Below are 25,758 nucleotides of genomic sequence, written 5' to 3'. Positions count from 1 at the left end.
TAATTTATGAAATTGATTCGATGTAAAGGATTTTTTGCCTGTTTTAAAAAAGAAAGTTAATTCAGATAACTATTCAACATCAAAAGCGGGTTACAGCCGTCCTTTTGGCCGCAACCCGCCTTTTATTCTACCAAAACATGTAGATCAAGCCGATCATCGCGAGAATGCTGAACAAGACAAGACCTACTATCGTTCCAACCTGACTGGAAGTGGATTTTGTCTTCAAGTCGATCTCCTCCTTTATCAACTAGTCGTAGATGGGGGAAGAGGAATGATCCCATCCGCCTCTGTCCCCTCCGACAGGGCCTCTGGATTCCAACTCGCGGATCACCTTTACATGAAGGGATGCTCCCTCCGCACTGAGATAGGGTGCCAGCTGGGAAAAGATGTGATGATAATACAGCAGTTCGGTGGTTTCCCAACGGTCGATTGATGTCATGGTCAACTCATCGAGTTCCCGTCCTATGTACATCCTTTTGTTCCCCCTTCACGTTCCTTTTGTAGCAAGTGCGGCTTGGTGGATCATGCTTAGTATGCTCTTGATTTAGCTTTGCAATCATGTGTAACGAGAGCATCTGGTGGCAAAAGCGGGAAGAGAGATGTATAATGATAACGGGATTTCAGAATTTAGTACCAGATACTAATAGTTGGTGTGATAGGAGGCTTTCAATTTGAGTACAGGAAAAAAAGTAGCACTCGTAACAGGTGGAACGCGCGGAATCGGAAAAGCCATTGCGCTGCAATTGGCTGATCAGGGTTATGATCTGGTGTTGAACTACCTGCGCAATCGAAGCGCGGCAAGAGAAACAGCAGCCGAGCTGGAGGCAAGGGGTGCTCGTGTGCATCTGGTGAAAGCCAATGTAGGGGATGTAGCCAAGATCAAGGAGCTGTTTGCTGAAATCGATCAGGAATTTGGTCGTTTGGACGTATTGGTAAACAATGCTGCGTCCGGTGTTCTCCGCCCTCTGATGGAGCTGGAAGAAAGTCACTGGGATTGGACCATGGAGATTAATAGCAAGGCGTTGTTGTTTTGTGCACAAGAAGCGGCAAAACTAATGATCAAGGGCGGAAACGGCGGGAAGATCGTTTCGCTATCCAGCCTGGGATCTATTCGCGTACTGGAAAATTACACAGCTGTGGGTGTTTCCAAAGCAGCGGTAGAAGCGATCACTCGTTATTTGGCTGTCGAGCTGGCGCAGCATAATATCGTGGTGAATGCCGTATCTGGCGGTGCTGTTGATACGGATGCACTGCGTCACTTCCCGAATCGTGAAGAATTGCTGGGAAGCTCAGCTGCACGTACACCGGCTGGCCGGATCGTCGAGCCAGAGGATTTGGCGAATGCAGTCATGTTTCTGCTCTCGGACAAGGCTTGGATGGTTCGTGGTCAAACGCTGATTGTTGACGGCGGCATCTCCCTGTTGACCTAAGTACGGCTGGATATTTGGGCACGATATGGAGAGATAGGATTGCTCACAGACAAGACAAAGTTGTCCATCTGGTGTACAATAGGTGAAGAAGGCTACGAAGGAGGCAGCATATGCTGATTCGTCCGTTTCGACTCGGTGATTACTCGGCTATTACAAGTATTTGGCAGGAAACCGGTTTGGACCAATCGGAAACAGAGTCGTTAAACGATTTGGCCCAGCAACTGGCTTGGGACAGCGATTTGGTAATGGTTGCAGAACAGGATGGCAAGGTTGTCGGAGTTGTTGTAGGCACGATTGATGGAGCACGTGCCTACTTTCATCGATTGGCTGTACTTCCCACTATGCAAGGCACCGGGATTGGTCGCCAACTGGTAGAAGCAATCGAGAAGCGCTTCAAGCAAAGAGGCGTGAATCGCGTGCTTATCATGGTCAACCAGAACAATCCAGGAGTGCTTCCTTTTTACCATTCGCTTGGTTATGAAGTACAAAAATATGTTACACTTTCCAAAAAACTCTCTTCTTGAAAGGCTTGTCCCCAATCAGATAGAGAAGAGAAGAAAGGGGAGAGTCAATGTCGCCAACTCCAGGCTCCAATTTCCGCATTGAAAGTTATAAACATGACCATTCGTTGCACCGTATCTGGGACAAAACTACGCTGATCCATACCAGTGATGCAGTGGTAATTGGGGGTAACGATCGGGTCAAGGTGACAGAGGCAGACGGACGGGAGTGGCGTACTCGTGAGCCGGCCATTTGTACATTTGGTCGTGGTCAGTGGTTCAACACCATTGCGATGATCCGTGACGACGGTATTTATTACTACTGTAATCTCGGTTCGCCATTCAGCATGAAAGGTCAACTGCTTAGCTACATAGACTATGATCTGGACGTGAAAGTATATCCGGATATGACGTATTCCATCCTGGATGAAGAGGAATTCCTTTTGCACAGCAAACAGATGAATTACCCTCCATTTGTGGTGGAGCGCGTACAGTCTGCATTGCGCGAGGTAGTGGAATGGGTGCGTGCACGTCGCGGGCCGTTTCAAAATGGTTTTGTTCAGCGTTGGTACGATCGTTATCAGCTGGTAAGAGATGATGAGGAATAATCCCTTTCCCGTAATCGGGGGAGGGATTTCCTTGTATCAGAATGTTTACGTATGCGCAAGTGTGAATATCGTCTTCTGAAGTATGGTCGTCGCTTCGTGGAGAACAATCTACATTTTGCCAAAGGAGGGACTTTTGGTTGAGCAGCATCCGGCGTTATATGAGCTATGTAAAGCCATACTGGAAGCAGATCGCCGGTACGATTTTGATTGGCATCGTCAAATTTGCAATTCCTCTCTTGTTGCCGCTCTTAATCAAGTACGTGATTGATGATCTTCTACCCAGTCCTTTGCCTCAGGAAGAAAAGCTCCGACAGCTGTTCTGGCTGATGCTGGGCGCTTTCCTGCTGTTTACAGTGGTGCGCGCGCCTGTTGAGTACGTCCGTCAGTACTACGCCCAGTGGGTATCCAGTCGCATTTTATTTGATATTCGCAATCAGCTGTTTGGTCACTTGCAACGCCTCTCCATGCGCTATTACAACAATCACAAGACGGGTGAAGTGATTTCCCGCGTCATCAACGATGTCGAATCGACGAAAAGCTTTATCGAGACCGGGTTGATGAACATCTGGCTCGATCTGATCACCATCGTTCTTACCCTAGGCGTCATGTTTTACATGGATGTGGAGTTGACCATCGTTGCGATCATTGTATTTCCGCTGTACAGCATCGCAGTCAAATATTTCTACAAGCGATTGCGTCAGGTAACCAAGGATCGATCGGCAGCACTCGCCCATTTGCAGGGACATTTGCATGAGCGTGTGGGAGGCATGTCTTTGATCCGCAGCTTTGCTCTGGAAAAACATGAGAGCAAGCACTTTGCCAAGGAGAACAATCACTTCTTGCAAAAGGCGCTGGACCATACACGCTGGAACGCAAAGACGTTCGCGGTCATCAATACTGTGACAGATATTGCACCGCTGCTGGTCATTGCCTATGCCGGTTACCAGGTCGTCGGCGGGGGATTAAGTGTAGGTACGCTGGTCGCGTTTTACGTGTATCTGGATCGTCTCTATACACCGTTGCGCCGACTGGTCAATTCATCTACAGTCTTGACACAGTCGATCGCTTCGATGGACCGAATGTTTGAGTTCCTCGATGAAGCGTATGATATAACTGACAAGCCAGATGCCAAGGAAATGCCTGTCGATCCGGAAACCAAACGGATTCGTGGTGAAGTTCGCTTTGAAAATGTGTCATTCCGTTACCGCGATGAGGGACCCGTGGTTCTGGATCGGATCAACTTGACGATTGAGCCTGGGGAAACAGTAGCCATCGTTGGAATGTCAGGCGGAGGAAAATCCTCGCTGATCAGTCTGGTACCGCGTTTTTGGGATGTGTCCGAGGGCAGGATCACCATCGATGGCATCGATATTCGTGACGTGAAACAGCGCAACCTGCGCCATCATATTGGGATGGTATTGCAGGACAACATTTTGTTCAGTGAATCAGCAAAGGTAAATATCCTGATGGGCAATCCCGAGGCAGACCAGGAAGCAGTAGTTCATGCAGCACAGGCTGCCAATGCACACGACTTTATCATGGAGCTGCCAGATGGGTATGAGACCGAACTGGGAGAGCGCGGCGTGAAGCTGTCGGGTGGGCAGAAGCAACGAATTGCCATCGCGCGTGTGTTTCTGCGTGATCCGGGCATTCTGATTTTGGATGAAGCCACATCCGCGCTGGATCTGGAATCCGAGCACATGATTCAAGAGTCCTTGTCTCGACTCACCAAGGGAAGAACGACGATCATCGTCGCTCATCGACTGTCTACAATTACCCATGCCGACAAAATCGTGGTCATGAAGGACGGCCAAATCGTAGAGCAGGGAAGACATGAAGAACTCCTGGAGCTGCACGGTGTCTACCACACACTGTGGCATGTGCAGGATTTGGGAAATGCAACCGAGCCACAATAGAGGCCGTAACGGGTTAGCTAGGAATCTGCCCGCAGCTTGAGAGAGCAGCACTTGTGAGGGGCAGAGGATTGGAGGAGATGCCGGTGGAGACATGGCGTCGGAACTTGTACGTTTTATGTGGATGCCTCTTTTTCTGCATGCTGGCCATGAGCATGGTCATGCCGTTTTTACCACTCTTTATTCAGCAGGATTTTGGCGTCGAAGATCCCCACGAGGTCACGATGTGGGCAGGTATTATTTTCGGAGCCAATTTTTTGACAGCGGGACTGGTTTCACCGATCTGGGGAAACCTTGCTGACAAGCACGGGCGCAAGATCATGATTTTGCGCTCTGGCTACTTCATGTCCATTACCGTAGCGCTGACAGGCTTTGCAGGAAGCTTGTGGCAGCTGCTCGGCCTGCGTTTGATCAATGGATTGGTCGGCGGGATTATACCTGCCAGTACGGCGCTTGTAGCGTCATCTGTGCCGAAGGAAAAAATCGGATGGGCGCAAGGCTTGCTGCAATCGTTTATTACCGCGGGGACGATCATGGGGCCGTTGTTTGGCGGGATCATGGCGGACTATATCGGCTTTCGAATGATATTTGTGGTGACGGGCAGCTTGCTGTTCGTTTCGACGCTGGTCATCACCTTTACGGTGCATGAGAAGTTTACCCCACCTGAAAAACAGGAGCGTTCCAGTCTTCGTGAAGACTTTCAGCTCATTTTTTCCTCGAAGGAACTGCCTACTCTTTTCTTTGTCACAGTCATGATTCAGTTCGCCTTGTTAAGCATTATGCCTGTGCTGCCCATTTACATCTCGCAGCTGCTGGGACACGAGGGAACCAAGGTAGCGCTGTGGGCAGGGATCGTACAGGCGGCGATGGGCGTGGCCAATGTCTTTGCGGCTCCGCGGCTCGGGCAGCTTGGCGACAGATACGGATCGCAAAAAGTGCTGTTGGGCTCGCTGGTGGTTGCTGGCTTGCTGTTTATCCCGCAAGGATTTGTGGGAGCCGTGTGGCAGTTGATCCTGCTCCGATTCTTATTGGGCTTATCACTAGGGGGCTTGCTGCCTTCCGTCAATGCGCTTCTGCGTCGAGCGACTCCAACCCATATGGTTAGTCGGGTATATGGCTACAACAACAGCTTTGTCAGCATCGGAAGCATGCTCGGGCCGATGATTGGTGGGTTCGTCGCTGGCTATATCAGCATTAGCGGTGTGTTCTGGATGACGAGTGCCTTCTTGCTTATCAATGCCGGCTGGGTCTACTACAGCTTTTTCAGAAAGCGCTCTGTACAGGAACCAGAAGCTGGAATATAATGGTGCTACTTTGAAAAAGGAAATGAGGTGCAACTCCATTGTAAGAAGATGTCGGTTGGGAAACTGGTTTCCAATTGAAACGCAGCGATGAGCGTGTTTACGAACCGACAGGGGGTTGCAAGTCATGTGGAATCAACGTTTTTTATTCCTCTGGGCGGGTCAATCTTTGGCCAATCTGGGGGATGTTTTTTATATTGTCGCGATCATTTCGATTATCTTCACGGCGACGGACTCGATTTTTTTCACTTCACTGGTGCCGGTCGTGAACGTATCCATGCGGTCATTGGGCAGCTTGACGGCTCCTTTGCTTTTTCAACGATTTTCCTTGCAGCGCCTGCTTCTGATCTCGCAAACCTTGAAGACCGGACTGCTCGTCATCGTGGCTATTGCAGCGATTGAGCGGGAGCTGCTCCTGTTCATCCTGATTGCAGCTATCGCTTATCTGGACGGGTGGGCTACCCCTGCGCGAAATGCCCTGGTTCCTCGGTTGGTCAGTCGTGATAGGCTGCTTCGGGCGAACGGACTGCTTGCGGCTTCGGATCAGACCGTGTACTTTGCAGGCTGGGCAGCAGGTGGTATAGCGGTTGTCTGGCTTGGCGCTGAGGATGTGCTATGGGGAACGGTTGCTGCTTATGCGATGGCTGCATGGGCCATGCTGTTCATCGGTTCGACACAGAGGACGGAGCTTGCGGAGCAGCCGGAAAAAACAAGCCTGTTGACCGGCTGGCAATGGATTCGAAGAGAGCCCAGACTGCGGCTCATCGTCATGATGGATGTGCTGGTTGCTTTGTCTGGAGGAGTGTGGATTGCTGCGATCATTCTGCCTTTTGTCCTGAAAGTCTTGGGGCAGGGCGAGGAGTGGTGGGGGTACATCAATGCAGGCTACATGCTTGGCTCCATCGTCGGTGTAACCGCCCTTTTGGCGGCTGCACAGCGAATGCAGCAGCAGTTGTATCGCTGGATCATCATAGGGACGATTGGCGCAAGCGTACTTACCGTATTATTTGCCAGCAGCAGCGAACCGTTGGCCGCCTTGCTGTTTTCCTTTATGCTCGGACCTGTATTTCAAATGCAGCTGATTGCCAAGCAAACCGTGTTGCAGCAAGCGGTGTCGGAGTCTAGGCTGCCATACGTCCTGTCTGCCAAAGATACGATTGACTCCCTCATGTTCGGCCTGTCTGCTCTGCTCATGGGAGCTTTTGCAGAATGGCAGGGACCGCGAGCCGTCTATTATTTATCTGCTGTCATGCTGGGAGGAGCTGTGGTCATCGCCATACGGCTCTATCAGGCCCGTTCAGTAGAATCTGTGCGCGCATAAGACAGAAAGCTTCAGATTCCCTCTGGCTGATCAGTCAGGGGGATCTTTGCTCCATTCATGGACAGGAGTGAAGGATGATGAAAGTTCTGGTACTGCAAGGAAGCTCCCGCGAAAATGGCAACACCGAGCTGCTGGCCAACCTGGCCGTAGAGGGGATTCCACACACGACGATTCGGCTACGGGAAAAGAAGATCCTGCCGATTCTGGACCAAAGACATGAACCGGACGGCTTTGCAGCAGTTGCAGATGATTATGATGAAGTGATCGAAGCCGTACTTGCCCACGATACCCTCGTATTTGCCACGCCGATCTACTGGTACGGGATGTCCGGTCACATGAAAAACTTCGTGGATCGCTGGTCTCAGAGCCTACGTGACAAGCGCTATGCGTTCAAGGATGCACTCGGACAAAAGCAGGCGTATGTCATTACGACAGGCGGAGATGAGCCGCGTATCAAAGGCCTGCCCCTCATCCAGCAGTTTCAGTACATCTTTTCCTTCGTGGGAATGCCATTTGCAGGCTACATCATCGGGGAAGGAAACAAGCCGGGCGAAATTATGGAGGATGAAAAAGCCGTTGCAGATGCCGAGCGACTGCGTGATCGCTTGCTAGCTACATAGATACATGAACAGCCAAAGGGGATTGCCCATCGGCTGTACGCTCAGTTGGGGTTTGTGGATCGCGGCGACCGGTTTGGAAAAGAAATGGCGGTCGTATTGGACCTTTAAGAAAAAAAGCAAGCCAGTGTGACACTTTCTCGTGTTCTCACTGGCTTTTCCCGTTTTACAGGCTGGCAGCTTTTTCTTCTTGGAGCGGGATGGGAGCTTCTCTTTTCTTTCGCACCTTTAACGATAGAAGAATCACCGCTGCAAAAACGAAGAGCAGGGCCATGAAGGCATAGTTGTAGGTATTCGTCATATCTTTCACAGCTCCCACGACGATCGGCACAATCCCGCTAATCAAATAGCCGCCGAATTGAATCATCGCCGTCCACTGACTGGCTTCTTTTGGTGTAGAAGTCTCATCTAGGGGCAGAATCATCGTCAAGGGAAACAGTCCACCGGCGCCTATTCCCATCAGTACCGCGCAAAGCACAGGTGAAGCCATTCCAGTCAGCAGTAAGACGATACCCAGCATCGAGCTCATCGCACTGAGGATCAGCCAAGGCTTTCGATTTACGTTGCGATCCAGGAAAAGGGGTATGATCAAGCTGCCTAACATCTGAACGATGGAAAAAACAGTAGCGGTCGTTGCGGCATACGAGCTGGTGTATCCCATCTCTAGGGCTTTCGGTGCCAACCAGGTAGCGAAGGAATAGTAGGTACCTGATTGAAGGCCAAACATGAGCGTCAGGCGCCATGCGTATCGATTCCCCCAAGGCAGTGTGGTTTTAGGCTGGGGAGAAAGGGCGGATTCTGTTTTCTTCTGGGCTGACTTTTTCATGATTGGAATCCAGACGAGGATGCCCATGACCGCAAATACCGACCAAACGGCTAAAGCAATATTCCATGACTGATGAAAAAGCTCCATGACAGGCACGACCAATCCAGCACTCAGGGAAGCGCCAATGCCCATTCCGGCAGAGTATACCCCGATCATGGCGGAAGAGTGTTGCGGAAAGTGTTCCTTGATAAAGCCGGAAATCAATGGACCTGCTATCGCAATTCCGATCCCTGCCAAAACGGCTGTCAGCAATAAAAGGGATGAAAATGTGGACACGAGGCGCAAAGCTGTAGATGCCCCGATCAGTAAAATGGCTAAAGCAATGGTCCGTTCGATTCCCCAACGATCGCTAAGCTTTCCCGCGACTGGTGCAAAAATTCCCATGCAAAAAACTGGGATAGAAGTGAGCAGGCTAACCGTTATGCTAGAAATATGCAAGTCGGACTGTATATCTTTCAACACCGGGGATATGGAGGTAATCGCCGCACGCAAATTCATGGAAATCACAAACAAAGCGAAGATGCTCCACAGGATTGTGCGTTTGTTAGGTTGTACCATGATAGGCCTCTCTTCTTTTTTTATATGCGTCTCGGGTTATCTGTCTGGTATACTATAGGGAATGGGGAACACATATAATTAATCATTTTGTATAGTATAGTATACTTTTTGATGGAGGTAAATTGTGAAAGACGCAGAGCAGGACGTAACGGGACAGGTCGGAAGCAATTTAAGAGATATTCGCAAAGCTAGAAAGCTCAGTCTAGAAGAGCTGGCCACCTTATGTGATGTGAGCAAATTGACTTTGGGAAAAATCGAAAGAGGAGAAGCCAATCCGACGCTTCAAATCTTGTGGAAAATAGCGAGAGGGTTACAGATTCCCTTGTCATCATTGCTGTCGTTTCAAGATGACATAGCGCTGTATCGCTTTGCAGACAGACATTCGCTGGCGGGGCACAATCATGATTGGTTCGTGGAGCCCTTATACAAGACGAACGGGACGATGGAATGGTATCGTGCCTGTATCGAGCCTCACACTAGGCACCGTGAATTCCACCTGGAAGGATCAGAGGAAACCGTCTTTGTATTAAACGGTCAACTGGAGCTGATGGTCGGGGGGAAGACCTATCATTTGGAGAAGTGGGACGTGATCCGCTTTCAGGGTGAGGAGCAGCATACGTATATCAACAGCACGGATGAAAAGGTGTATCTCATGCTGTCCCTTGCCTATACAAATGCGTAAACATAAAAGGAGATTCATCCAAACGCGTCTTGTTCTGGATGCTCTCCTTTTTCTTCACTTTTGGTTGCTCAAGTACCGTAAAATCGCCATCAGATCGAGGTCACCCATGCCGTTCTCCAAAGCATGGCGGTAGCTGGCTTCAGCGGATTCAGCCAAGGGAGTCGCGACGCCGGCTTCCCGAGCCAGGCGCAAATCCTTGGTCATATGCTTCAAAGCAAAAGCGGCAGGATAGTCGTCAGCGAGGATGGACGGTGCTTTTCCGCGAATGAGTGGTGTCCCTACTGCGCTCTCTGAGATGATTTGCAGCATTTGTTCGGTGCCGATCCCGAGGGAACGAGCGAAGAGGATGGTCTCCGAAACACCCTGGACAGTTATGCCCAGTAGCAGGTTGATCGCCAGCTTGGCGGATGTGCCAGCCCCGTTCGGTCCCAGGTGAAGAGCGATTTTGCCCAGCTTGTCCAGCATTGGCTTTGCTTCCTCAAAGTCTTGCTGTTCTCCTCCTGCCATGATGACCAGCGTCGCTTCCTTGGCAGGTCCGACACTGCCGGAAACAGGTGCATCGAGGAAGCGCAAGCCGACTCGCTTCGATTGCTCGGCGATCAGGCGCGAGGTCTCGGGTGAGATTGTGCTCATATCCACCGCCAGTTTGCCCTGCACGCCGGATGCAGAGAGGATGCCCTGAGACCCGGTATAGATCTCTTTCACGGCTGCATCATCGCTGACCATCGTAAAGAGTACGTCGCAGATTTCTACCAGATGTGCAAGAGAATCAGTGTTTTTAGCCCCTTTTTCGAGTAATGCCACTGTTCTTTCCGGCGTTCGATTCCACACGTACAGCTCATAACCTGCTTGAAGCAGATTGCTCGCCATCGGTACTCCCATATTCCCCAAGCCGATCCAACCGATTTTCATGACGAAATGTCTCCTTTGTACGAAATTTACTACAGCTGTTTTTTTACCATTTCTTTCAGCATCGCATGCTTGGATTCTGTCATGTCAAAAAGCTCGTCGAATCCGTCGGGCAGTCTTTGGTCCAGTACGCGCAGCCCTTCTTCCGTAATCCCGCCTTTGGTGGCAACACGCTCGATCAATTGATCAAACCCGAGCTGCTCGGCTTGCAGCAGCTTCGCTGTCCCTAACATCGTTTCTACAAGCATCTCGCGGGCCGAATCAATCGAAAGTCCAGGTGTTTTGCGGACGGCAGCCTGAGCGAAGGACTCCATGATTCCGGCGAGCAGTCCTGGTGCGCTGCTGGTCAGAATCGTCGCGGTCTCGATCTCTTGCTCTCCGATACCCTCTGCCACGCCGATCGACGATAAAAGGGCGACCAGCTGCTGTTTTTGTGCACTTGAAAGCCGGCTGCTGCAGGTATAGAGAGAGACACCGCGCAATTCCTGTGACGTCACCGTCGGAATAACCTTGCTCACAGCTCCTGTATGTACAGCTTCGAGGTCTTCTATACGGACACCGGCAGCCACAGAGACGACATGTACGGGTTCAGGAATAGTCAGCTCCCGGAGTAGCGGGAGAATATCCAGAGGCTTGGTGCAGACAAAGAGAAGCTCTGAGCGTTCACAGACCTCTTGGGCAGAGGAGGCAATCTCCAGGTTGTATGGTTTTTGCAGTTTCTCCGCTTTTTCACGGGATCGATTATAGATGATCAGATCTTTCGGCAGGACGGCTCCGCTTTTGCAAAAAGCGTTGACCAGCATTTGTCCCATACTGCCTAATCCGATTATTCCGATTTTCATTGGTACACCCCCTGTCCTATTGTAGCGCAGCCCATGAAAAAAAGGTACAGTCCCCCATGAAAAGGAGGGCTGTACCTTGCGTTTTAAACGAAGCCCATTATTCGTCCGAGCTGCGGAAGATCATGATGTACTTGATCAGCTCCAGAACGGAGATCAGGGCAGCCGCTACGTAAGTGAGTGCTGCGGCACCGAGAACTTTGTTGGCTCCGCCTTCCTCTGTATTGCGGATGAAGCCCATTTTGACCATCTGCTGCTTCGCACGGCTGCTGGCGTTGAACTCGACTGGCAGGGTCACCAGCTGGAAAGCGACCGCACCGGAGAAGAAGATGATCCCCAGGAGCAGAAGTCCTGACATTTGGAACAGCAATCCTCCCAGCAAGAGGAATGGCGCAGAACCGGAAACCAGGTTGACTACCGGGAACATGCGGTGACGAGCGACCAGCATCGGATAGGAAACCTTGTGCTGAATCGCGTGGCCAACCTCGTGACAAGCGACGGAAAGCGCTGCAATCGAGTTGCCGAAGTAAACGGGATCAGACAGGCGCACGACGCGAGAAGTTGGATCGTAGTGGTCTGTCAGCGTACCAGGGATGTGCTCGACCGGAACATTGGTCAAGCCATTTGCATCCAGCATGCGGCGAGCAGCTTCGACTCCGGTCATGCCAGAGGAAGCTGGAACTTCCGCAAACTTTTTAAAGGTCCCTTTGACACGGAATTGCGCCCAGATTGAAAGACCAAAGGCGATGAGAATCAGAAAGTCCATCGGGTGAAAAAACACGCAAAATCACTCCTTCATGTATGTTAGCTTCATGTTTGCTTTTTTTATTATCATGCAATGCGTGTACGTATTATGTTTACGAAATAACCAGCTGTCAGTTTCATTTATTATTGTACAATCCCTGACTAACTTTGACAATATAAACGAAGGCTTATATTGAAGAAAAAATGCGCGCTTCCCGACTGGGGGAAGCGCGCATGTGCGAAACAAGTTGTTCACGTTGATTACTCGGTGGAAACAGACGGGTCAGCCTGCTCCTTCTTCGGTGTGATCATGACAAAGTGAGAAGCAGCGTCATCGATCCATTGCTGGACACGGCTGGCTGTTTCGTATTGCTCGGTGGCGAGCAGCTCTTCCTTGTAGGCGCCGAGCAATTCAGCCACATCGTTCTTGCCCTGTTCATCCAGCTTGTAGAGGAATACCTTGGCACCTTTTGCAATCCGGCGTTCCAGTGCGGCCTGATCAAAGCCCATTTCCGGATTGAGCTTGGCGTAGACGACCCCTCCGGTCATCCCTGCACAAATCCAAGGACCTGGATCGCCCAGTACCACTGCACGGCCATTGGTCATGTATTCAAAGGCAAAGCCCTTCAGGTTGGCGCGAGCGCCGATGCCGCCGAGCTGGTCGTTGATCGGCTCTTTGATTTCGCCGCCAAAGACCACGTCTGCTCCGGAAAGGCGGATACAGGCACGGGAATCCGCATTGCCCTGCACGATGAACAAGCCTTTTTGTGCACCGTAGCAGAAGCTTTTGCCGACAGAGCCATTGACGTACTCGCCTTGTAATCCTTTTGCCTTCAAGATGGAGACGCGACCGCCAAAGCTGGTTTTGCCGACGCCATCCTGTGCGCCGCCTTGTACACGGATGTTGACTCCAGCTACGTTGTAGGCAGCCAGACCGTTGCCAGGCACGCTGCCAGCCATGAAGTCGAGCGATACTTCAGGCAGGGAGCTGTAGCTGCCATCCAGATGGTTTTCCACGCGAGCACCTGCCCAGCGGCTGCCGAGCACACGCTCTCCGGAGAGGATGCTGGTGAACGTCTCCTTGATCGGACGGTCAGCGCTGAAGTAACGGGAATCGCTCGCGACAGCTACCGAGCCTGCGGCTACCAGCACACGCTCTTCTGCCTCTTCGACTGCTGCCGATGCAGCTGCTGCTTTGTAGAGCGGATGCACAGCGAGGAGGGCAGTCAAATCGATTTTTTCCTGCAAGCGAGTCTGTACCAGCAGATCAGAGCGTCCGACCAGGTCCTGGGTACGGCTAAAGCCCAGCTCTGCCGTGATGCGACGTACTTCATCGCCGAACGCGGTAAAGAATGTTTTCAGACCGGATACAGCCAGATCGGTCTGACGAGGCACGAAGCGGCGCAAGCCTTTTTCATGCGCTTCCTCCATCGAGTCGATCTGTGTCGCGATCCCGACGTGGCACGTATCCAGGTGGCAGCCACGGCAAGTTGTACAACCGACTGCGATCATTGCCAGGGTAGCGAAACCGATTCGGTTGGCGCCCAGGAGCATCAGCTTCACGACGTCTGCAGCGCTCTTCACGCCGCCGTCTGCCCACAGCTCGACTTTGTCGCGCAGGCCAGCTTCCAGCAGGGCGTTGTGAGCAGCCTTGACGCCGATTTCAGCTGGCAAGCCTACGTGCTGCAGAGCATGCACACGAGCTGCACCTGTCCCGCCATCAAAGCCAGAGAGCGTGATGAAGTCAGCTCCAGCCTTGGCTACACCGACTGCAATCGTTCCGATATTGGGAACAATCGGCACTTTGACGCAGATTTTTGCTTTATCATTGGCGGTTTTCAATTCGGTGATCATCTGAGCCAGATCTTCAATCGAGTAGATGTCGTGGTTGTTGGATGGCGAGATCAGGTCAGAGCCGACAGTTGCATTACGCGCCGCGGCAATTTTAGGAGTCACCTTGGAGCCTGGCAGGTGTCCGCCTTCGCCTGGTTTTGCCCCTTGGCCGATCTTGATTTCCAGAATGTAGGCTGCGTTGGCCAGCTCTACGTTAATTCCAAAGCGACCAGATGCGACCTGGATGCCGCGTGTATGGCGATAGCGGCCCAGCATATCCTTGATCTCCCCGCCTTCCCCGTTCATGCAGATCATGTTGAGCTGATCGGCTGCTTCCGGGTATGCACGGAATGCGGTCTCGTTTTGCGAACCGAAGGACATGGACGAAATCAGGAATGGCAGGGAATGATCACCAACACTGATGTCTACGGTCTCAGGAGCCACTTTCTCCTCGGCCTGATCAAAGGCAAAATCGGCCACATGGCGAATCGCGATCGGATTCTCCCGTTCGTTTTCATCCAGTTTCAAAGCGTAATCGGAGTAAGGAATATCGCCTGCTGCCATTTGCCCGATCGCTTTCCAGAGACGCGGGAAGATGTGGAAGGTCTTGGACTCACGTGCAGCCTCGTTGGAATAATCCGCATGGCGCTTCAAGCTGTCTGCCTGCAGCTCATCAAAGGATAGACCAGCCTGTTCGGAGCCGCAGAAGTTGACGATGCCAAGCGCCTCGGCCACATTTTTACGAAGACCGATGGACGAGAAGAGCTTGCCGTAGCCGCGCAGCTCGTGAATACCGATGGTGGAAGTGACCTTCTCCAGTCCTTTGTTCAACGCGCTGTACAGATTGCCAGCGGAGGCTGCTGCGTCCTTGGCAAAGGCAGTCGCAAACATCAGATATGGCGAGATGGCATCTGCGCCAGAGCCGATGGAGAGTGCCAGATCGTGCAAGGAACGGATTGCGCCAGAGCGCAGGATGATGCTCGCTTTGCGGCGCAAGCTGATGCCTTGTTCGTCAAAGGCTGCTTTCAAGCCCTGATCCACAGCGGTGACAGCGAGCAAAGGATCGAACCAGTATTTTTCCTGCTGATGCGTTTCGGTATCGTCCAAAATCAGTAGAATAGCACCGTTGTTCACCGCTTTCAGAGCGGATTCCTGCAAGTGTGCAAGTCCAGCCTGAATGCCGTCCTGTTCAGTAAAATGCGTCGACAGAATCGCGATACTGTGCGGTGTATTGTTGAAGTAGTGGATCACCTGCTCAAGCGAATGTGTGCCCTGTTTTTTCGCTTCATCCTGCAGGGATTTGCCCTCCATGAGTATCGGGGAAGGAAGCTCCATGCGCGGATAGTTGCCTTCTTTGCCTGAGAGCGGCACGCGGGAGCCAATCACCACGCGGGTGGAGAAATGCTCCATTTCACGATCTCGGTCAATCGCAGGGTTGGTTACGACCGCGACGCTTTCTTTTACGTAGTCGGCCAGATTTTGCCGCTCTTTGGAGAGAGCACCGAGCGGTCCGTCGTGACCCAGGGAACGAATCGGTTCAGCGCCGTTGGAAGCCATCTGCTCCACCAGCTGCACCTGCTCGCGATCCCAGCCGAATGCGCTGTAGATAGGAGCAGTAGGAGCTGTCGCATCCGGTTCAGCTGACAAGGTTTCCAACTGATAGGCGTAATGCAGGTGCTGGCTAGAGCCTTCTGGCGTAATTTTTTGCGAAAAACGCTCAAAAATAGCTTGCTGGAGCTGATGATGTGCGATGATTTCGACATCTTGGTCCTTGTGCAGCACGACACCCACTTTTTCTCCTGGTGCCAGTGATTTTGGCTCGCTTGCCATATCTCGCGCGAGGATGACGCCCTGCTCAGACGAGAAGTATAGGGAAGTCGCACTTTCTACCATCCAGAGTGGGCGCAGGCCGAGCGCATCGACACTGAAGACACATTCATTGGCATAGCGAGAGACGATGCCGGCAGGTCCTTGGGCAAAATGCCCCCATGCCTGACGCAAGTAAACGTACAGATCCTGCAGATGGGCAGGGAGGTTTTTCATTTCATGATGAATCGGCGGGAAAACCACCTCCATCGCCTCGAAAAGGCTCAAGCCGTAGCGGTGAATGAACGTTTCGATGGTCCGGTTGACGTTTTGCGAGTCACTGCCGCCATTTACCAGAGGCACTCCAAGCATGTGGGCTTCTTCTTCCAGCTTGCTGATCGTATTGATCTCACCATTGTGGCCGAGCAAAGAAAACGGCTGAACGCGGAAGAAGTTGGACAGCGTATTGGTGGAGTAACGGTTGTGACCAATCGTTACAGAAGAGAGGAAGCGCTCATCTGCCAAGTCATGGAAGTAAAGAGGCAAAATATTGGCGGCACCCATCACCTTGTAAGCGCTGGTGACCGGGCTGAGTGACGCGACGTGTACATGGTGTGCCGCTTCGATCGCGGCATGAATGTCAAACAGGCGGCTGGCATAAACAGCGTCCGTCAAGCCTTCTGGAGCGAGAATAGCCAGCTGCCAGAAGATCGGTTCATCGCGCTTGCCGTTTTTGCCAAGTACCTGGGAATTTACGGAATTTTCACGCTCCAATAGAATGGTGAGTCCGTCATCGGCAAACAGGGTGCGAATCTGTTGCTGAACGTCATTTGCATCGTGTCCGGTACGTGGCACGAACAAGTGGGCTACGGCAAAGCGGGAGTCAGAAGAAAGACTGCCGTCCAAGCCAGCTTCTGCCAAATAGCTGGACCACAGGGCGCGCGGAATATCTGTCAAGACGCCACAACCGTCCCCTTCGCCGTCAATAAAGCCAGAGCGATGCTCCATTTGGATCAAAGAGCGGATGGTCTCCTCGAGATTTTTGCGAGTAGGTGTTCCTGATTTTTCGACGATGCAGATGATCCCACAGCTGTCGTGTTCGATATGGTGGTAATTTTGAAAGCTTTCAATGGTTTCTTTTTTGTCTCTGTTTAGCATGATTTCCGGTCAGTCTAGGCTGACCACCCACCTCCTTTAAACAATTCTGAAACTTCTAAAAATAATGTAGGAATTTAGAATAACACGAACATGGAATCAGCACAATAAAGGTGAAAAGCATTTCTAAGAATGTAAGCGTTTTAATTTTAATAAAATTTTGTTTATTGATAAGAACTCACATTTTTCATGTTAAAAAGACGGACGTATACCACCATTTACCAATGGCAGATACGTCCGTTTTCGGGGTCTAGCGATCGTGATTTTGTGTTTTGTGATGTTCGGTTTTTCGTGGATTCTGGAAACCAACGACCTCCAACATTTTCGAACTCATTTTAGAGTCCAGGGTTTTCTCAGGTGCTTTCGGGTAAATATTTCCGCCTTTAGACATAAAGATCCCCCTTTGCTGGATACGAACATGGATAGTATGCCCGTGTCATCCAGCGCAGGAAGGCGTAATCTTTTCCAATTGACCTACAGCGCGGCAAAGCAGCGATCCACAGCCGCGATGGTCTTCACAATATCTTGCTCCGTGTGGGCTGTGGTGATGAACCAAGCTTCATACTTGGACGGAGCGATGCAAATGCCCTCTTCCAAAAGCAGGCGGAAGAAACGGGCGAATACCTCACTGTCTGCCTTTTGAGCGGTATCGTAGTCGTACACGGGCTCATCTATAAAGTAGACGGCCATCGCGCCTTTGACACGGTTGAGCTGAATCTTCACGCCGTGTTTTTGTGCAGCTTCGCGAATACCTGCTGCAAGCATCTCGCCCAGGCGCTCAAATTCCTCATAAACACCAGGCTGTGACAGGACCTCCAGGCAGGCGATTCCGGCACGAATGGAGGCTGGGTTGCCAGCCATCGTTCCGGCTTGGTAGGCGGGCCCGAGTGGTGCTACCTGCTCCATGATTTCTCTGCGTCCACCGTAGGCACCGATCGGCAATCCGCCACCGATGATCTTGCCCAGAGCTGTCAAATCCGGTTCCACGCCCAGCAGATTTTGTGCACCACCGTAGCAGAATCGGAATGCGGTGATGACTTCATCGTAGACGACCAAAGCGCCTGCAGCATGCGTCAAGCGGTTGACCTCTTCCAGAAAGCCAGGCTCTGGCTCCACGATTCCGAAGTTGCCGACGATCGGTTCGACGAGAACGCAAGCTGTTTCGCTGCCCCATTTTTCGATCGCATCCGCGAAGGCTTGCTTGTCATTGAACGGAACAGTGATGACTTCGTTGGCGATGCTTTGCGGGATGCCAGCGCTATCTGGAATGCCCAGGGTGGATGGCCCTGAACCAGCAGCCACCAGCACCAGATCCGAGTGTCCATGGTAGCAGCCGGCGAATTTGATGACCTTGATCCGATTGGTGTACGCCCGAGCGACACGGATGCACGTCATGACGGCTTCCGTACCGGAGTTGTTAAAGCGGATTCGCTCCATCGAAGGGATGGCCTTGCGAATCATGTTTGCAAAGGTAATTTCCCATGGCGTAGGTGTACCGTAGAGAGTTCCATTCGCTGCTGCCTCCGTAATCGCCTGGGTCACATGCGGGTGAGCATGTCCCGTGATGATCGGACCATACGCGGCCAGGTAGTCTATGTATTGATTTCCGTCTACGTCCCAGAAGTAAGCACCCTGCGCGCGTTCCATCGAGACAGGTGCGCCCCCGCCCACAGCCTTGAAGGAGCGGGATGGGCTGTTGACACCCCCGAGAATGACATCCATCGCTTGTTCGTGAAGTTGTGCAGATCGTTCACGATTTTTCATCGTTTTCCCTCTTTTCTGTTCCCAAAAGTCAATCCCTATCTTACCACAAGGGGAAGAAGCGTGGATATGAACGCTGGCATCTGGTTGATGAATGCGTATGTGATCAACCAGGAACAGCGTGTGTTTGCGGTAATCGACGGGGTCTCTTCGCTTAGTACGGGCGTGCAGGAGTCAGAAGCAGCACGAACCTCCGGAGCACGTGCTGCCGAGCTGGTGAAACGCAAATTGGAAGCCGTGGATGGCAAAGAGTTGCTGACAGCCTGTCTAGTGGAAGCCAATGATGCGCTGCGTGAGGAAATGCTTTTGGCTGAAGTGGATCTGCAGAAAAAAGAATACCTTTGGGGGCAGCTGCCGCTGTCGTTCGCGTGCAGGATGAGCATATTGATTACGCCCAGACAGGTGATTGCATGATTTTTGCCGTGTATGCAGACGATGCTGTGCGCCCGCTCACCTACCCGCAAGTCCATCATCTGGAGAGAATCGCGTTCGCCAAGTGGGAAGAAGGGATCAGCCAGGGACTCTCGACGCGAGAAGCGTTGCTTGCGAGCTGCAGGAGCATTTTGGCAGAAAATCGCTATCAGGCGAATATTCAGGGAGGGTACGGCGTGATCAACGGCGATTCAGCCTGTAGCCAGTATATAGAGTATGGAAAAATTAATCGTACCGATCTGAAAGCGATGGTGTTATTGACAGACGGCTTGTTCATGCCTCGTGCATACATTATACAGATGAGCTTTTGGCATTGGAAAACAGTGATCCCGAATGTATGAAATACGTGCGATTCAAAAAGTCGGATGACAAAACAGGCATCTACATCCAACTGGCATAATGCAGTTTCCAGCACATTGCTTTTTGCACAAATGGATGGCCTCATATACACTTACAAATGGAATTCAACGAAGAGCAAAAAGGACGGTTTTCCATGATTGAAGTTAAACATTTGCAAAAGGAATTTCGCATCCATCAGGCCAGAGCCGGTCTTGGTGGTGCTTTTCGTGACCTGTTCAGTCGCGAATACAAAGTAGTGAAGGCAGTCGATGACCTCTCCTTTCACGTTGAGGAAGGCGAGATGTTCGCCCTGATCGGGGAAAATGGGGCAGGTAAATCGACGACGATCAAGATGCTTACCGGAATCCTGACGCCGAGCGAAGGAGATATCCGCATTAACGGATTCGTGCCTTTCAAACAACGTGAGGAATATGTTCGCTCGATCGGAGTCGTCTTTGGTCAACGTTCGCAGCTGTGGTGGGACTTGTCCCCGATGGAATCATTTCGGCTGCTGAAGAGTGTCTACAAGGTGGATGAAGTCGAGGGGGAGAAGTGGCTGCAGCGGTTGATCGAAGAGCTGGACATCACCTCCTTCGTCAGTCAGCCGGTACGCAAGCTGAGTCTGGGGCAGCGGATGCGCTGTGAGATTGCAGCGTCCCTGATCCATAAGCCGAGACTCTTGTTTCTCGATGAGCCGACGGTGGGTCTGGATGTTCTGGTGAAGCAAAAAATTCGGGAGTTCTTGCTCAATCTCAACGAGACCGAGAACACGACGATCCTCTTGACCACGCACGACGTGACAGATATTGAGGCATTGTGCAAGCGCGTGCTCGTCATGGACAAAGGAAAGCTGATCTTCGATGGTCTGTTGACGGATCTGAAGGAAAGATGGGGCAATGGCACGGAGATTTCGTTCCAGATGAAAAAGCGCACGCAAGCAGGTGAGCTGCGTCAAGCATTGGGCGAGCTTCCCTGTGAGATCGAGCAGATCAATGACTATGCGCTGCGTGTGAAGGTGGCACGGAGCGAGGAAATGCTGCCTTTTGTACTTTCCACGGTCATGTCGACGTTTGAAGTAAGCGATGTGAAGATTTTGGAGGCGAGCACCGAGGATATCGTACGCAATATCTACTCGACGGACAGCGAGGTAGCCAGCCATGCGTAAGTTGTACATGGAACTGATCCGCATGCGGTTTCTGACCATGCTGGCTTATCGGGTCAACTACTACAGCGGCATTATTATCTACGGGATCAATATCGGGGCGTACTTCTTTTTATGGTCGGCGATTTACGGCGGACAGCAGCAGCTGGGTGGGCTGACGGTCGAGCAGATGACCTCGTACGTGGCTATCGCCTGGATGTCGCGCGCTTTTTACTTCAACAACATCGACATGGAAATCGCGCAGGACGTGCGGGAGGGCAAGGTAGCGATCGAGATGATTCGCCCCTACAACTACCTCTCCGTCAAAACGGCGCAGGCTTTTGGGGAAGGGATCTTCCGCTTTCTCTTTTTCGCAGGGCCGGGTATTTTCTTGATCAGTCTCGTCATCCCGTTTCGTTTTCCTGCCAGCGGAGAGGACTGGGGACTGTACCTGATCAGTCTCATGTTTGCCTTCCTGATTAATACCCAGATCAATCTGGTGACGGGCTTGCTCACCTTCTTCCTGTTACGCAATGACGGCATGATGCGGGCGAAGCGTGTGGTTGTCGATCTGTTGTCCGGTCTGGTGCTGCCGATCAGCTTTTTCCCGGGCTGGGCGCAGACCGCGATGGGCTTTTTGCCCTTTCAGGCGGTCAACTACTACCCCAGCTTGATTTTTACCGGAGCTATTTCCACGGGACGCGCTTGGGAGCTCATCGGGCTGCAGGTCGCGTGGGTACTGATTATTATGATTCCGATCTTGTTTCTGTGGAGAAAGGCTAGGCACAGACTGGTCGTGCAGGGAGGGTAGAACATGCAAAGCATACAAAACGCCAAACACATCTTCCAGATCTTTGCTGACTACCTGAGTCAGTACTTCAAGACCAGGTTGGCCTACCGGGCTGACTTTCTCGGTGATCTGATCTCCAATCTCGTCTCCGAGCTGATCAATCTGGTCTTCATTGTAGTCGTCTTTACGCATGTGCCGCTGATGAAGGACTGGACGCGCGATGAGATCATTTTCATCTACGGCTTTTTCCTGGTTCCGTACGCACTGTTCTCGATGTTTTTCGGCTTTTGGGACTTTAATGAACGATACATCATTCGCGGAGAAATGGATCGTATCCTGACTCGGCCGATACACAATCTGGCACAGGTTTGCCTGGAATCCATTGCGCCTGATCGCATCTTTGGCGTAATCTCCGGGTTGATCATCATGGGCTATGCCGCGATCCAGCTGGATTTGTCGTTTACCTGGTACGATCCGTTTCTGTTCGTTGGTTTGGCGATCAGCGGCGCTCTCATTTACGGGGGAGTGTATACGGCGATTTCGGCGATCAGCTTTTTCTCCGACTCACGCACTGGGATTACACCGATGATTTACAACATTCAGCAGTACGGCCGCTATCCCGTTGATGTCTACAACAAAGTAATTCGTTTTGTCTTGACCTACATTTTGCCGTTTGCCTTCGTGGGGGTCTATCCTGCCGCATACTTTTTGCGCAAGGAGACCTGGTATACCTACGCGGCGATGACACCTGTCATGGGCGTGATCTTTTTCACGATTGGCGTGGTGGTGTGGAACTGGGGAGTCAGCAAGTATCGAGGAGCGGGATCTTAATCCCGCTCTTTTTGGTAGGAAAAACACATAGCGAGGTATATACTGGTATAAAAAAAGCCTCCGAAGATGAGGCCCATGATGCCCATACGAGATACGATGACGCGGTGTGGTCATCGAAAAAGGAGAGGGAGATCGGTCATGAAATCGTACGTAGATCAACCTGATGGAGTGTTTCCGGCAGTATGTTCACTGGACTGCCCGGATCAATGCGGACTACTCCTGCACAAGAAGGATGGAAAGGTCGTCAAGGTAGAAGGAGACCCGGATCATCCGGTGACACAAGGAAATATTTGCAACAAAGTGCGCAATATGACGGAACGAATCTATGACCCGAAAAGGCTTAAGCAGCCTCTCAAGCGCACAGGACCCAAAGGCAGCGGCCAGTTTGAGCCGATCAGCTGGGGAGAAGCGATTGCGACGATCACCTCCAAGTGGAAGGCACTGATTTCCGATTTCGGGCCTGAAAGTATACTGCCGTACAGCTTCTATGGAAATATGGGCAGATTGAATGCCGAGTCCATGGACCTGCGTTTTTTCCATCGGCTAGGCGCCAGTCGCTTGGAGCGTACGATTTGCAATTCAGCTGGTGGGGTAGGCTACAGCTATACGATGGGGAATGCCTTCGGGACTGATCCAGAAGATACAGTGCATGCAAAGCTGTTTATCATGTGGGGAATCAACACGATCAGCACGAATATGCATCAGGTGGTTTTGGCGGAAAAGGCACGCAAGAATGGTGCAAAAATCGTGGTCATTGACGTACACAAAAATCGGACAGGGCAGTGGGCGGACTGGTTTATTCCGATTCTACCCGGGACTGACAGCGCTTTGGCTCTCGGCATGATGCACGTTTTATTTGCAGAGAACATGGTGGACCTGGGCTTTCTAGACAAGCACACGGTAGGTCACGAGGAATTGCGAGAGCATGTTCGTGCTTACGATCCAGTTACCGTTTCCGCGATTACAGGGGTTCCTGTCGACGATATTTACAAGCTGGCAAGACTCTACGGGGAGACGTCGCCAGCATTCATCCGCATCGGCAATGGCTTGCAGCATCACGATAATGGTGGCATGTGTGTTCGGACGATTGCCTGTCTCCCTGCGCTCACGGGCCAATGGCTGGTCAAAGGCGGCGGAGCAATCAAGGGAAACAAAGGATTTCTGGAGCACAACAAGACCGCTATGCAGCGACCGGATGTACTGCTGAACAAACAGACACGCAGCATCAACATGAATTTGCTTGGCCAAGCGCTATTGGAGCTGGATCCCCCGGTACGCTCCCTGTACGTCTACAGCTGCAACCCGGCGCTCGTAGCACCTGAGGGCAATAAAGTGAGGCAGGGGCTGGAACGTGAGGATTTGTTCACGGTCGTGCATGATCTATTTCTGACGGAAACCGCACGGTATGCAGACATCGTATTGCCAGCGACCTCATCCTATGAAAATACGGATTTTTACACGTCGTACTGGCATCACTACATTCAGCTTCAACAGCCGGTTATTGCTCCGTACGGGGAGAGTAAGTCAAACGTGGAAGTATTTCGCTTGCTCGCCAAAGGAATGGGCTTTGAGGATGCTATGTTCGACGATACAGAGGAAGACATGATCCGGCAGGCGCTCGACGTACCGCAAAATCCTTATTTGCACGGAATTGACCTTGAAGTGCTGAGCGAGAAGAAATTCGCGAAGGCACGGGTAGAGCGCGGCTTTATCGAAAATTTGCCGACACCGAGCGGTCGAATCGAGCTGTATTCGAGCCGGATGGAAGCAGCAGGCTATCCGCCGCTGCCGACGTATATTCCATTGCCAGAAGATAACGACTATCCATACCTGTTTGTTCCAGGGCCGAACCACAACTTCCTCAATTCCACGTTTTCCAATAACGAAAAGCATGTCCGCATGGAGAAGATTCCGCGCCTGTACATGAACCAGGAGGATGCACAGGCTGCTGGAATCCATGACGGGGATCTGGTGCGAGTCTGGAACGATCGTGGGGAGTGCGAGCTTACGGTCTCTGTCGGGGAAAGTGTACTGCCGGGTGTCGTAGTTAGCCAAGGCTTGTGGGCGGACGTGCCGGGAGGAAAGCACTTCGTCAACGCGCTTACGCCGGGGCGCGTCGCAGATATGGGAGGCGGGGCGACCTTCTTCTCGGGACGCGTGGATGTAGAGAAGCGGAATTAATTCCATACACTTTGATCGGAAATAGGTAACATTCAGCTATTGTCAAATGAAAAACAATCGCTATATAATAAACCTTGTAAAACAACTACACATTCCTTCGGGGCAGGGTGAAATTCCCGACCGGCGGTGATCGTGCCTTGTGCATGTTAAGCCCGCGAGCCTCCCGAGCTGTCAAAAGCGACGGAGTGCAGGATCTGGTGTGATTCCAGAGCCGACAGTACAGTCTGGATGGGAGAAGGATGACGACAGTACGGTATGACACGTGCTTGTTTGCCTGTGCAAACGGGAGAAGCAGCAGGGGGGAGCTTCGTCTTGGATAGCCCTCTTGGTTTCTTGTACCCTTTTTTGTACATGCTTTGTCAGACGCCTGCAAAACCGCCCTGGGGACTTATATTCCTCAGGGCTTTTTCGTTCGTTTGCTTGGTGATCAAGGCGTGAAGTACGGCAGCTGTTGCCATTCCTCAAGAAGGAGTAGGAAAAATGAGGAGATGGTACACATGAAAGAAACAGCGATGCACTCATCGCGAACGTCAACCCAACGGCTGGTGACAATCCCCATGCTGGCTGCAGTTGCGTTCATTCTGCAATACCTGGAGTTTCCGATTCCGCTGATGCCTTCGTTTTTGAAGCTGGATTTCAGCACCTTGCCAGCTCTGATCGGCGGGCTGATGTACGGTCCGGTCGCGGGAATTATTATTGAGGTTATGAAAAACACACTGCACATGCTGTTTAAAAATACAGATGGTCTGATCATTGGTGAAATCGCCAATGTGCTGGCTGGATCGATTTTCGTTGTGTCAGCTGTGCTGATGCAGCGAATCGGAAAAGGGAAGCAAGGCTTCCTCACCGGTCTGGCACTCGGAGCTTTGCTGATGACAGTCGTGATGGCATTCATGAACGCCTGGTTCCTGCTGCCTGCCTATGCAGCACTCTATCAAATGCCGATGGAGCAGCTGCTCGCCAGCTTTGGAGCTGACAGTGTCTGGTCGCTGATCCTGTACGGTATCGTTCCGTTCAATATCTTTAAGGGAGCCATGCTTGCGTTGGTCGCTTATCCGGTGTACGTCAAGCTGGCGCTGCGCTTGCAAGTGAGAACCATTAATTGACAACGCGTCATCAGCTTGCTAAGATGTTTACTTAAAAACACTGATTGAAAAGGCAATGAAAGGACTCGCAGCTATTCGCCATGTCCCAGAGAGTCGGCCCACGTCTGGAAGGCTGATACACAGGCATACCTGCAC

Annotated in this window: 22 protein-coding genes and 1 riboswitch; of the genes, 15 read left to right on the top strand and 7 right to left on the bottom strand. The window is 51.7% G+C overall.

The genetic code is table 11. The features are described from left to right. Window positions 1–247: 247 nt before the first annotated feature. Window positions 248–472 carry a hypothetical protein gene (locus EDM52_RS23180; protein ID WP_122911269.1) on the bottom strand — a complete coding sequence of 75 codons (225 nt, stop codon included), beginning with the start codon at window positions 470–472 and terminating at the stop codon, window positions 248–250. Window positions 473–671: 199 nt separating this feature from the next. On the opposite strand from EDM52_RS23180, the gene fabL reads away from it, so the two are divergent. The 7 genes from fabL (at window position 672) to EDM52_RS23145 (ending at window position 7,693) form a co-directional block, all read left to right on the top strand. Next, a complete protein-coding gene (fabL, locus tag EDM52_RS23175; protein WP_122911268.1) occupies window positions 672–1,430 on the top strand; it encodes an enoyl-[acyl-carrier-protein] reductase FabL in 759 nt (252 codons plus the stop codon). Window positions 1,431–1,540: 110 nt separating this feature from the next. Then, window positions 1,541–1,954: a GNAT family N-acetyltransferase gene (locus tag EDM52_RS23170; protein WP_122911267.1), complete on the top strand. Its 414-nt coding sequence runs from the start codon at window positions 1,541–1,543 to the stop codon at window positions 1,952–1,954. Window positions 1,955–2,001: 47 nt separating this feature from the next. Next, window positions 2,002–2,538 (top strand): DUF402 domain-containing protein, encoded by a 537-nt coding sequence (locus EDM52_RS23165; RefSeq protein WP_122911266.1) that lies wholly within the window; start codon window positions 2,002–2,004, stop codon window positions 2,536–2,538. 158 nt (window positions 2,539–2,696) lie between these two features. Further along, on the top strand, window positions 2,697–4,454 hold the full coding sequence (locus EDM52_RS23160; RefSeq protein ID WP_122911275.1) for an ABC transporter ATP-binding protein: 1,758 nt from the start codon (window positions 2,697–2,699) through the stop codon (window positions 4,452–4,454). An 83-nt stretch (window positions 4,455–4,537) separates the two neighbouring features. Further along, the gene (locus tag EDM52_RS23155; RefSeq protein ID WP_122911265.1) at window positions 4,538–5,755 is read left to right on the top strand and encodes an MFS transporter; all 1,218 of its coding nucleotides are present in this window, start codon (window positions 4,538–4,540) and stop codon (window positions 5,753–5,755) included. A 124-nt stretch (window positions 5,756–5,879) separates the two neighbouring features. Further along, window positions 5,880–7,073 (top strand): MFS transporter, encoded by a 1,194-nt coding sequence (locus tag EDM52_RS23150; protein WP_122911264.1) that lies wholly within the window; start codon window positions 5,880–5,882, stop codon window positions 7,071–7,073. A gap of 77 nt (window positions 7,074–7,150) precedes the next feature. After that, entirely contained in the window at window positions 7,151–7,693 is a 543-nt protein-coding gene (locus tag EDM52_RS23145; protein WP_122911263.1) for a flavodoxin family protein, read from the top strand. A gap of 163 nt (window positions 7,694–7,856) precedes the next feature. Here EDM52_RS23145 and EDM52_RS23135 read toward each other — a convergent pair whose 3' ends face one another. Beyond that, on the bottom strand, window positions 7,857–9,074 hold the full coding sequence (locus EDM52_RS23135) for an MFS transporter (RefSeq protein WP_122911262.1): 1,218 nt from the start codon (window positions 9,072–9,074) through the stop codon (window positions 7,857–7,859). 124 nt (window positions 9,075–9,198) lie between these two features. Here EDM52_RS23135 and EDM52_RS23130 point away from each other — a divergent pair, with 124 nt between their 5' ends. Then, entirely contained in the window at window positions 9,199–9,756 is a 558-nt protein-coding gene (locus EDM52_RS23130) for a helix-turn-helix domain-containing protein (protein WP_122911261.1), read from the top strand. A 54-nt stretch (window positions 9,757–9,810) separates the two neighbouring features. On the opposite strand, the gene EDM52_RS23125 is transcribed toward EDM52_RS23130, so the two are convergent. The 5 genes from EDM52_RS23125 to EDM52_RS23105 all read right to left on the bottom strand — a co-directional run bounded on the left by EDM52_RS23125 (window position 9,811) and on the right by EDM52_RS23105 (window position 18,806). After that, on the bottom strand, window positions 9,811–10,668 hold the full coding sequence (locus tag EDM52_RS23125; RefSeq protein WP_122911260.1) for an NAD(P)-dependent oxidoreductase: 858 nt from the start codon (window positions 10,666–10,668) through the stop codon (window positions 9,811–9,813). Window positions 10,669–10,697: 29 nt separating this feature from the next. After that, complete coding sequence (locus EDM52_RS23120; RefSeq protein WP_122911259.1) at window positions 10,698–11,507, bottom strand: pyrroline-5-carboxylate reductase dimerization domain-containing protein; 810 nt, start codon at window positions 11,505–11,507, stop codon at window positions 10,698–10,700. Between the two features lie 97 nt (window positions 11,508–11,604). Beyond that, complete coding sequence (locus EDM52_RS23115) at window positions 11,605–12,285, bottom strand: zinc metallopeptidase (protein WP_122911258.1); 681 nt, start codon at window positions 12,283–12,285, stop codon at window positions 11,605–11,607. 224 nt (window positions 12,286–12,509) lie between these two features. Beyond that, a complete protein-coding gene (locus tag EDM52_RS23110; protein ID WP_122911257.1) occupies window positions 12,510–17,045 on the bottom strand; it encodes a glutamate synthase-related protein in 4,536 nt (1,511 codons plus the stop codon). A 471-nt stretch (window positions 17,046–17,516) separates the two neighbouring features. After that, window positions 17,517–18,806, bottom strand: coding sequence for a glutamate-1-semialdehyde 2,1-aminomutase (locus EDM52_RS23105; RefSeq protein ID WP_122911256.1), 1,290 nt, complete (start codon window positions 18,804–18,806; stop codon window positions 17,517–17,519). Between the two features lie 60 nt (window positions 18,807–18,866). On the opposite strand from EDM52_RS23105, the gene EDM52_RS25560 reads away from it, so the two are divergent. The 7 genes from EDM52_RS25560 (at window position 18,867) to EDM52_RS23075 (ending at window position 25,623) form a co-directional block, all read left to right on the top strand. Then, a complete protein-coding gene (locus EDM52_RS25560) occupies window positions 18,867–19,217 on the top strand; it encodes a hypothetical protein (protein WP_338068343.1) in 351 nt (116 codons plus the stop codon). Next, a complete protein-coding gene (locus EDM52_RS25555) occupies window positions 19,172–19,576 on the top strand; it encodes a hypothetical protein (protein ID WP_338068342.1) in 405 nt (134 codons plus the stop codon). Before EDM52_RS25560 ends, EDM52_RS25555 begins: the two co-directional genes overlap by 46 nt. A gap of 152 nt (window positions 19,577–19,728) precedes the next feature. Then, window positions 19,729–20,739 carry an ABC transporter ATP-binding protein gene (locus EDM52_RS23095; RefSeq protein ID WP_122911274.1) on the top strand — a complete coding sequence of 337 codons (1,011 nt, stop codon included), beginning with the start codon at window positions 19,729–19,731 and terminating at the stop codon, window positions 20,737–20,739. Beyond that, window positions 20,732–21,526 carry an ABC transporter permease gene (locus tag EDM52_RS23090; RefSeq protein ID WP_122911255.1) on the top strand — a complete coding sequence of 265 codons (795 nt, stop codon included), beginning with the start codon at window positions 20,732–20,734 and terminating at the stop codon, window positions 21,524–21,526. The genes EDM52_RS23095 and EDM52_RS23090 overlap by 8 nt, the downstream gene beginning before the upstream one ends. Before the next feature lie 3 nt (window positions 21,527–21,529). Next, window positions 21,530–22,336: an ABC transporter permease gene (locus tag EDM52_RS23085; protein WP_183185319.1), complete on the top strand. Its 807-nt coding sequence runs from the start codon at window positions 21,530–21,532 to the stop codon at window positions 22,334–22,336. Window positions 22,337–22,474: 138 nt separating this feature from the next. Next, the gene (locus EDM52_RS23080) at window positions 22,475–24,517 is read left to right on the top strand and encodes a molybdopterin-containing oxidoreductase family protein (RefSeq protein WP_122911254.1); all 2,043 of its coding nucleotides are present in this window, start codon (window positions 22,475–22,477) and stop codon (window positions 24,515–24,517) included. A gap of 89 nt (window positions 24,518–24,606) precedes the next feature. After that, window positions 24,607–24,761, top strand: a riboswitch (FMN riboswitch). A gap of 253 nt (window positions 24,762–25,014) precedes the next feature. Next, window positions 25,015–25,623 (top strand): ECF transporter S component, encoded by a 609-nt coding sequence (locus EDM52_RS23075; RefSeq protein ID WP_122911253.1) that lies wholly within the window; start codon window positions 25,015–25,017, stop codon window positions 25,621–25,623. Window positions 25,624–25,758 lie beyond the last annotated feature (135 nt).

The sequence above is a fragment of the Brevibacillus invocatus genome, from assembly GCF_003710915.1.
Taxonomy (GTDB): Bacteria; Bacillota; Bacilli; order Brevibacillales; family Brevibacillaceae; genus Brevibacillus; species Brevibacillus invocatus.
Note: the sequence above shows the minus strand (reverse complement) of the source record. Positions and strands in the feature narration are given on the sequence as shown.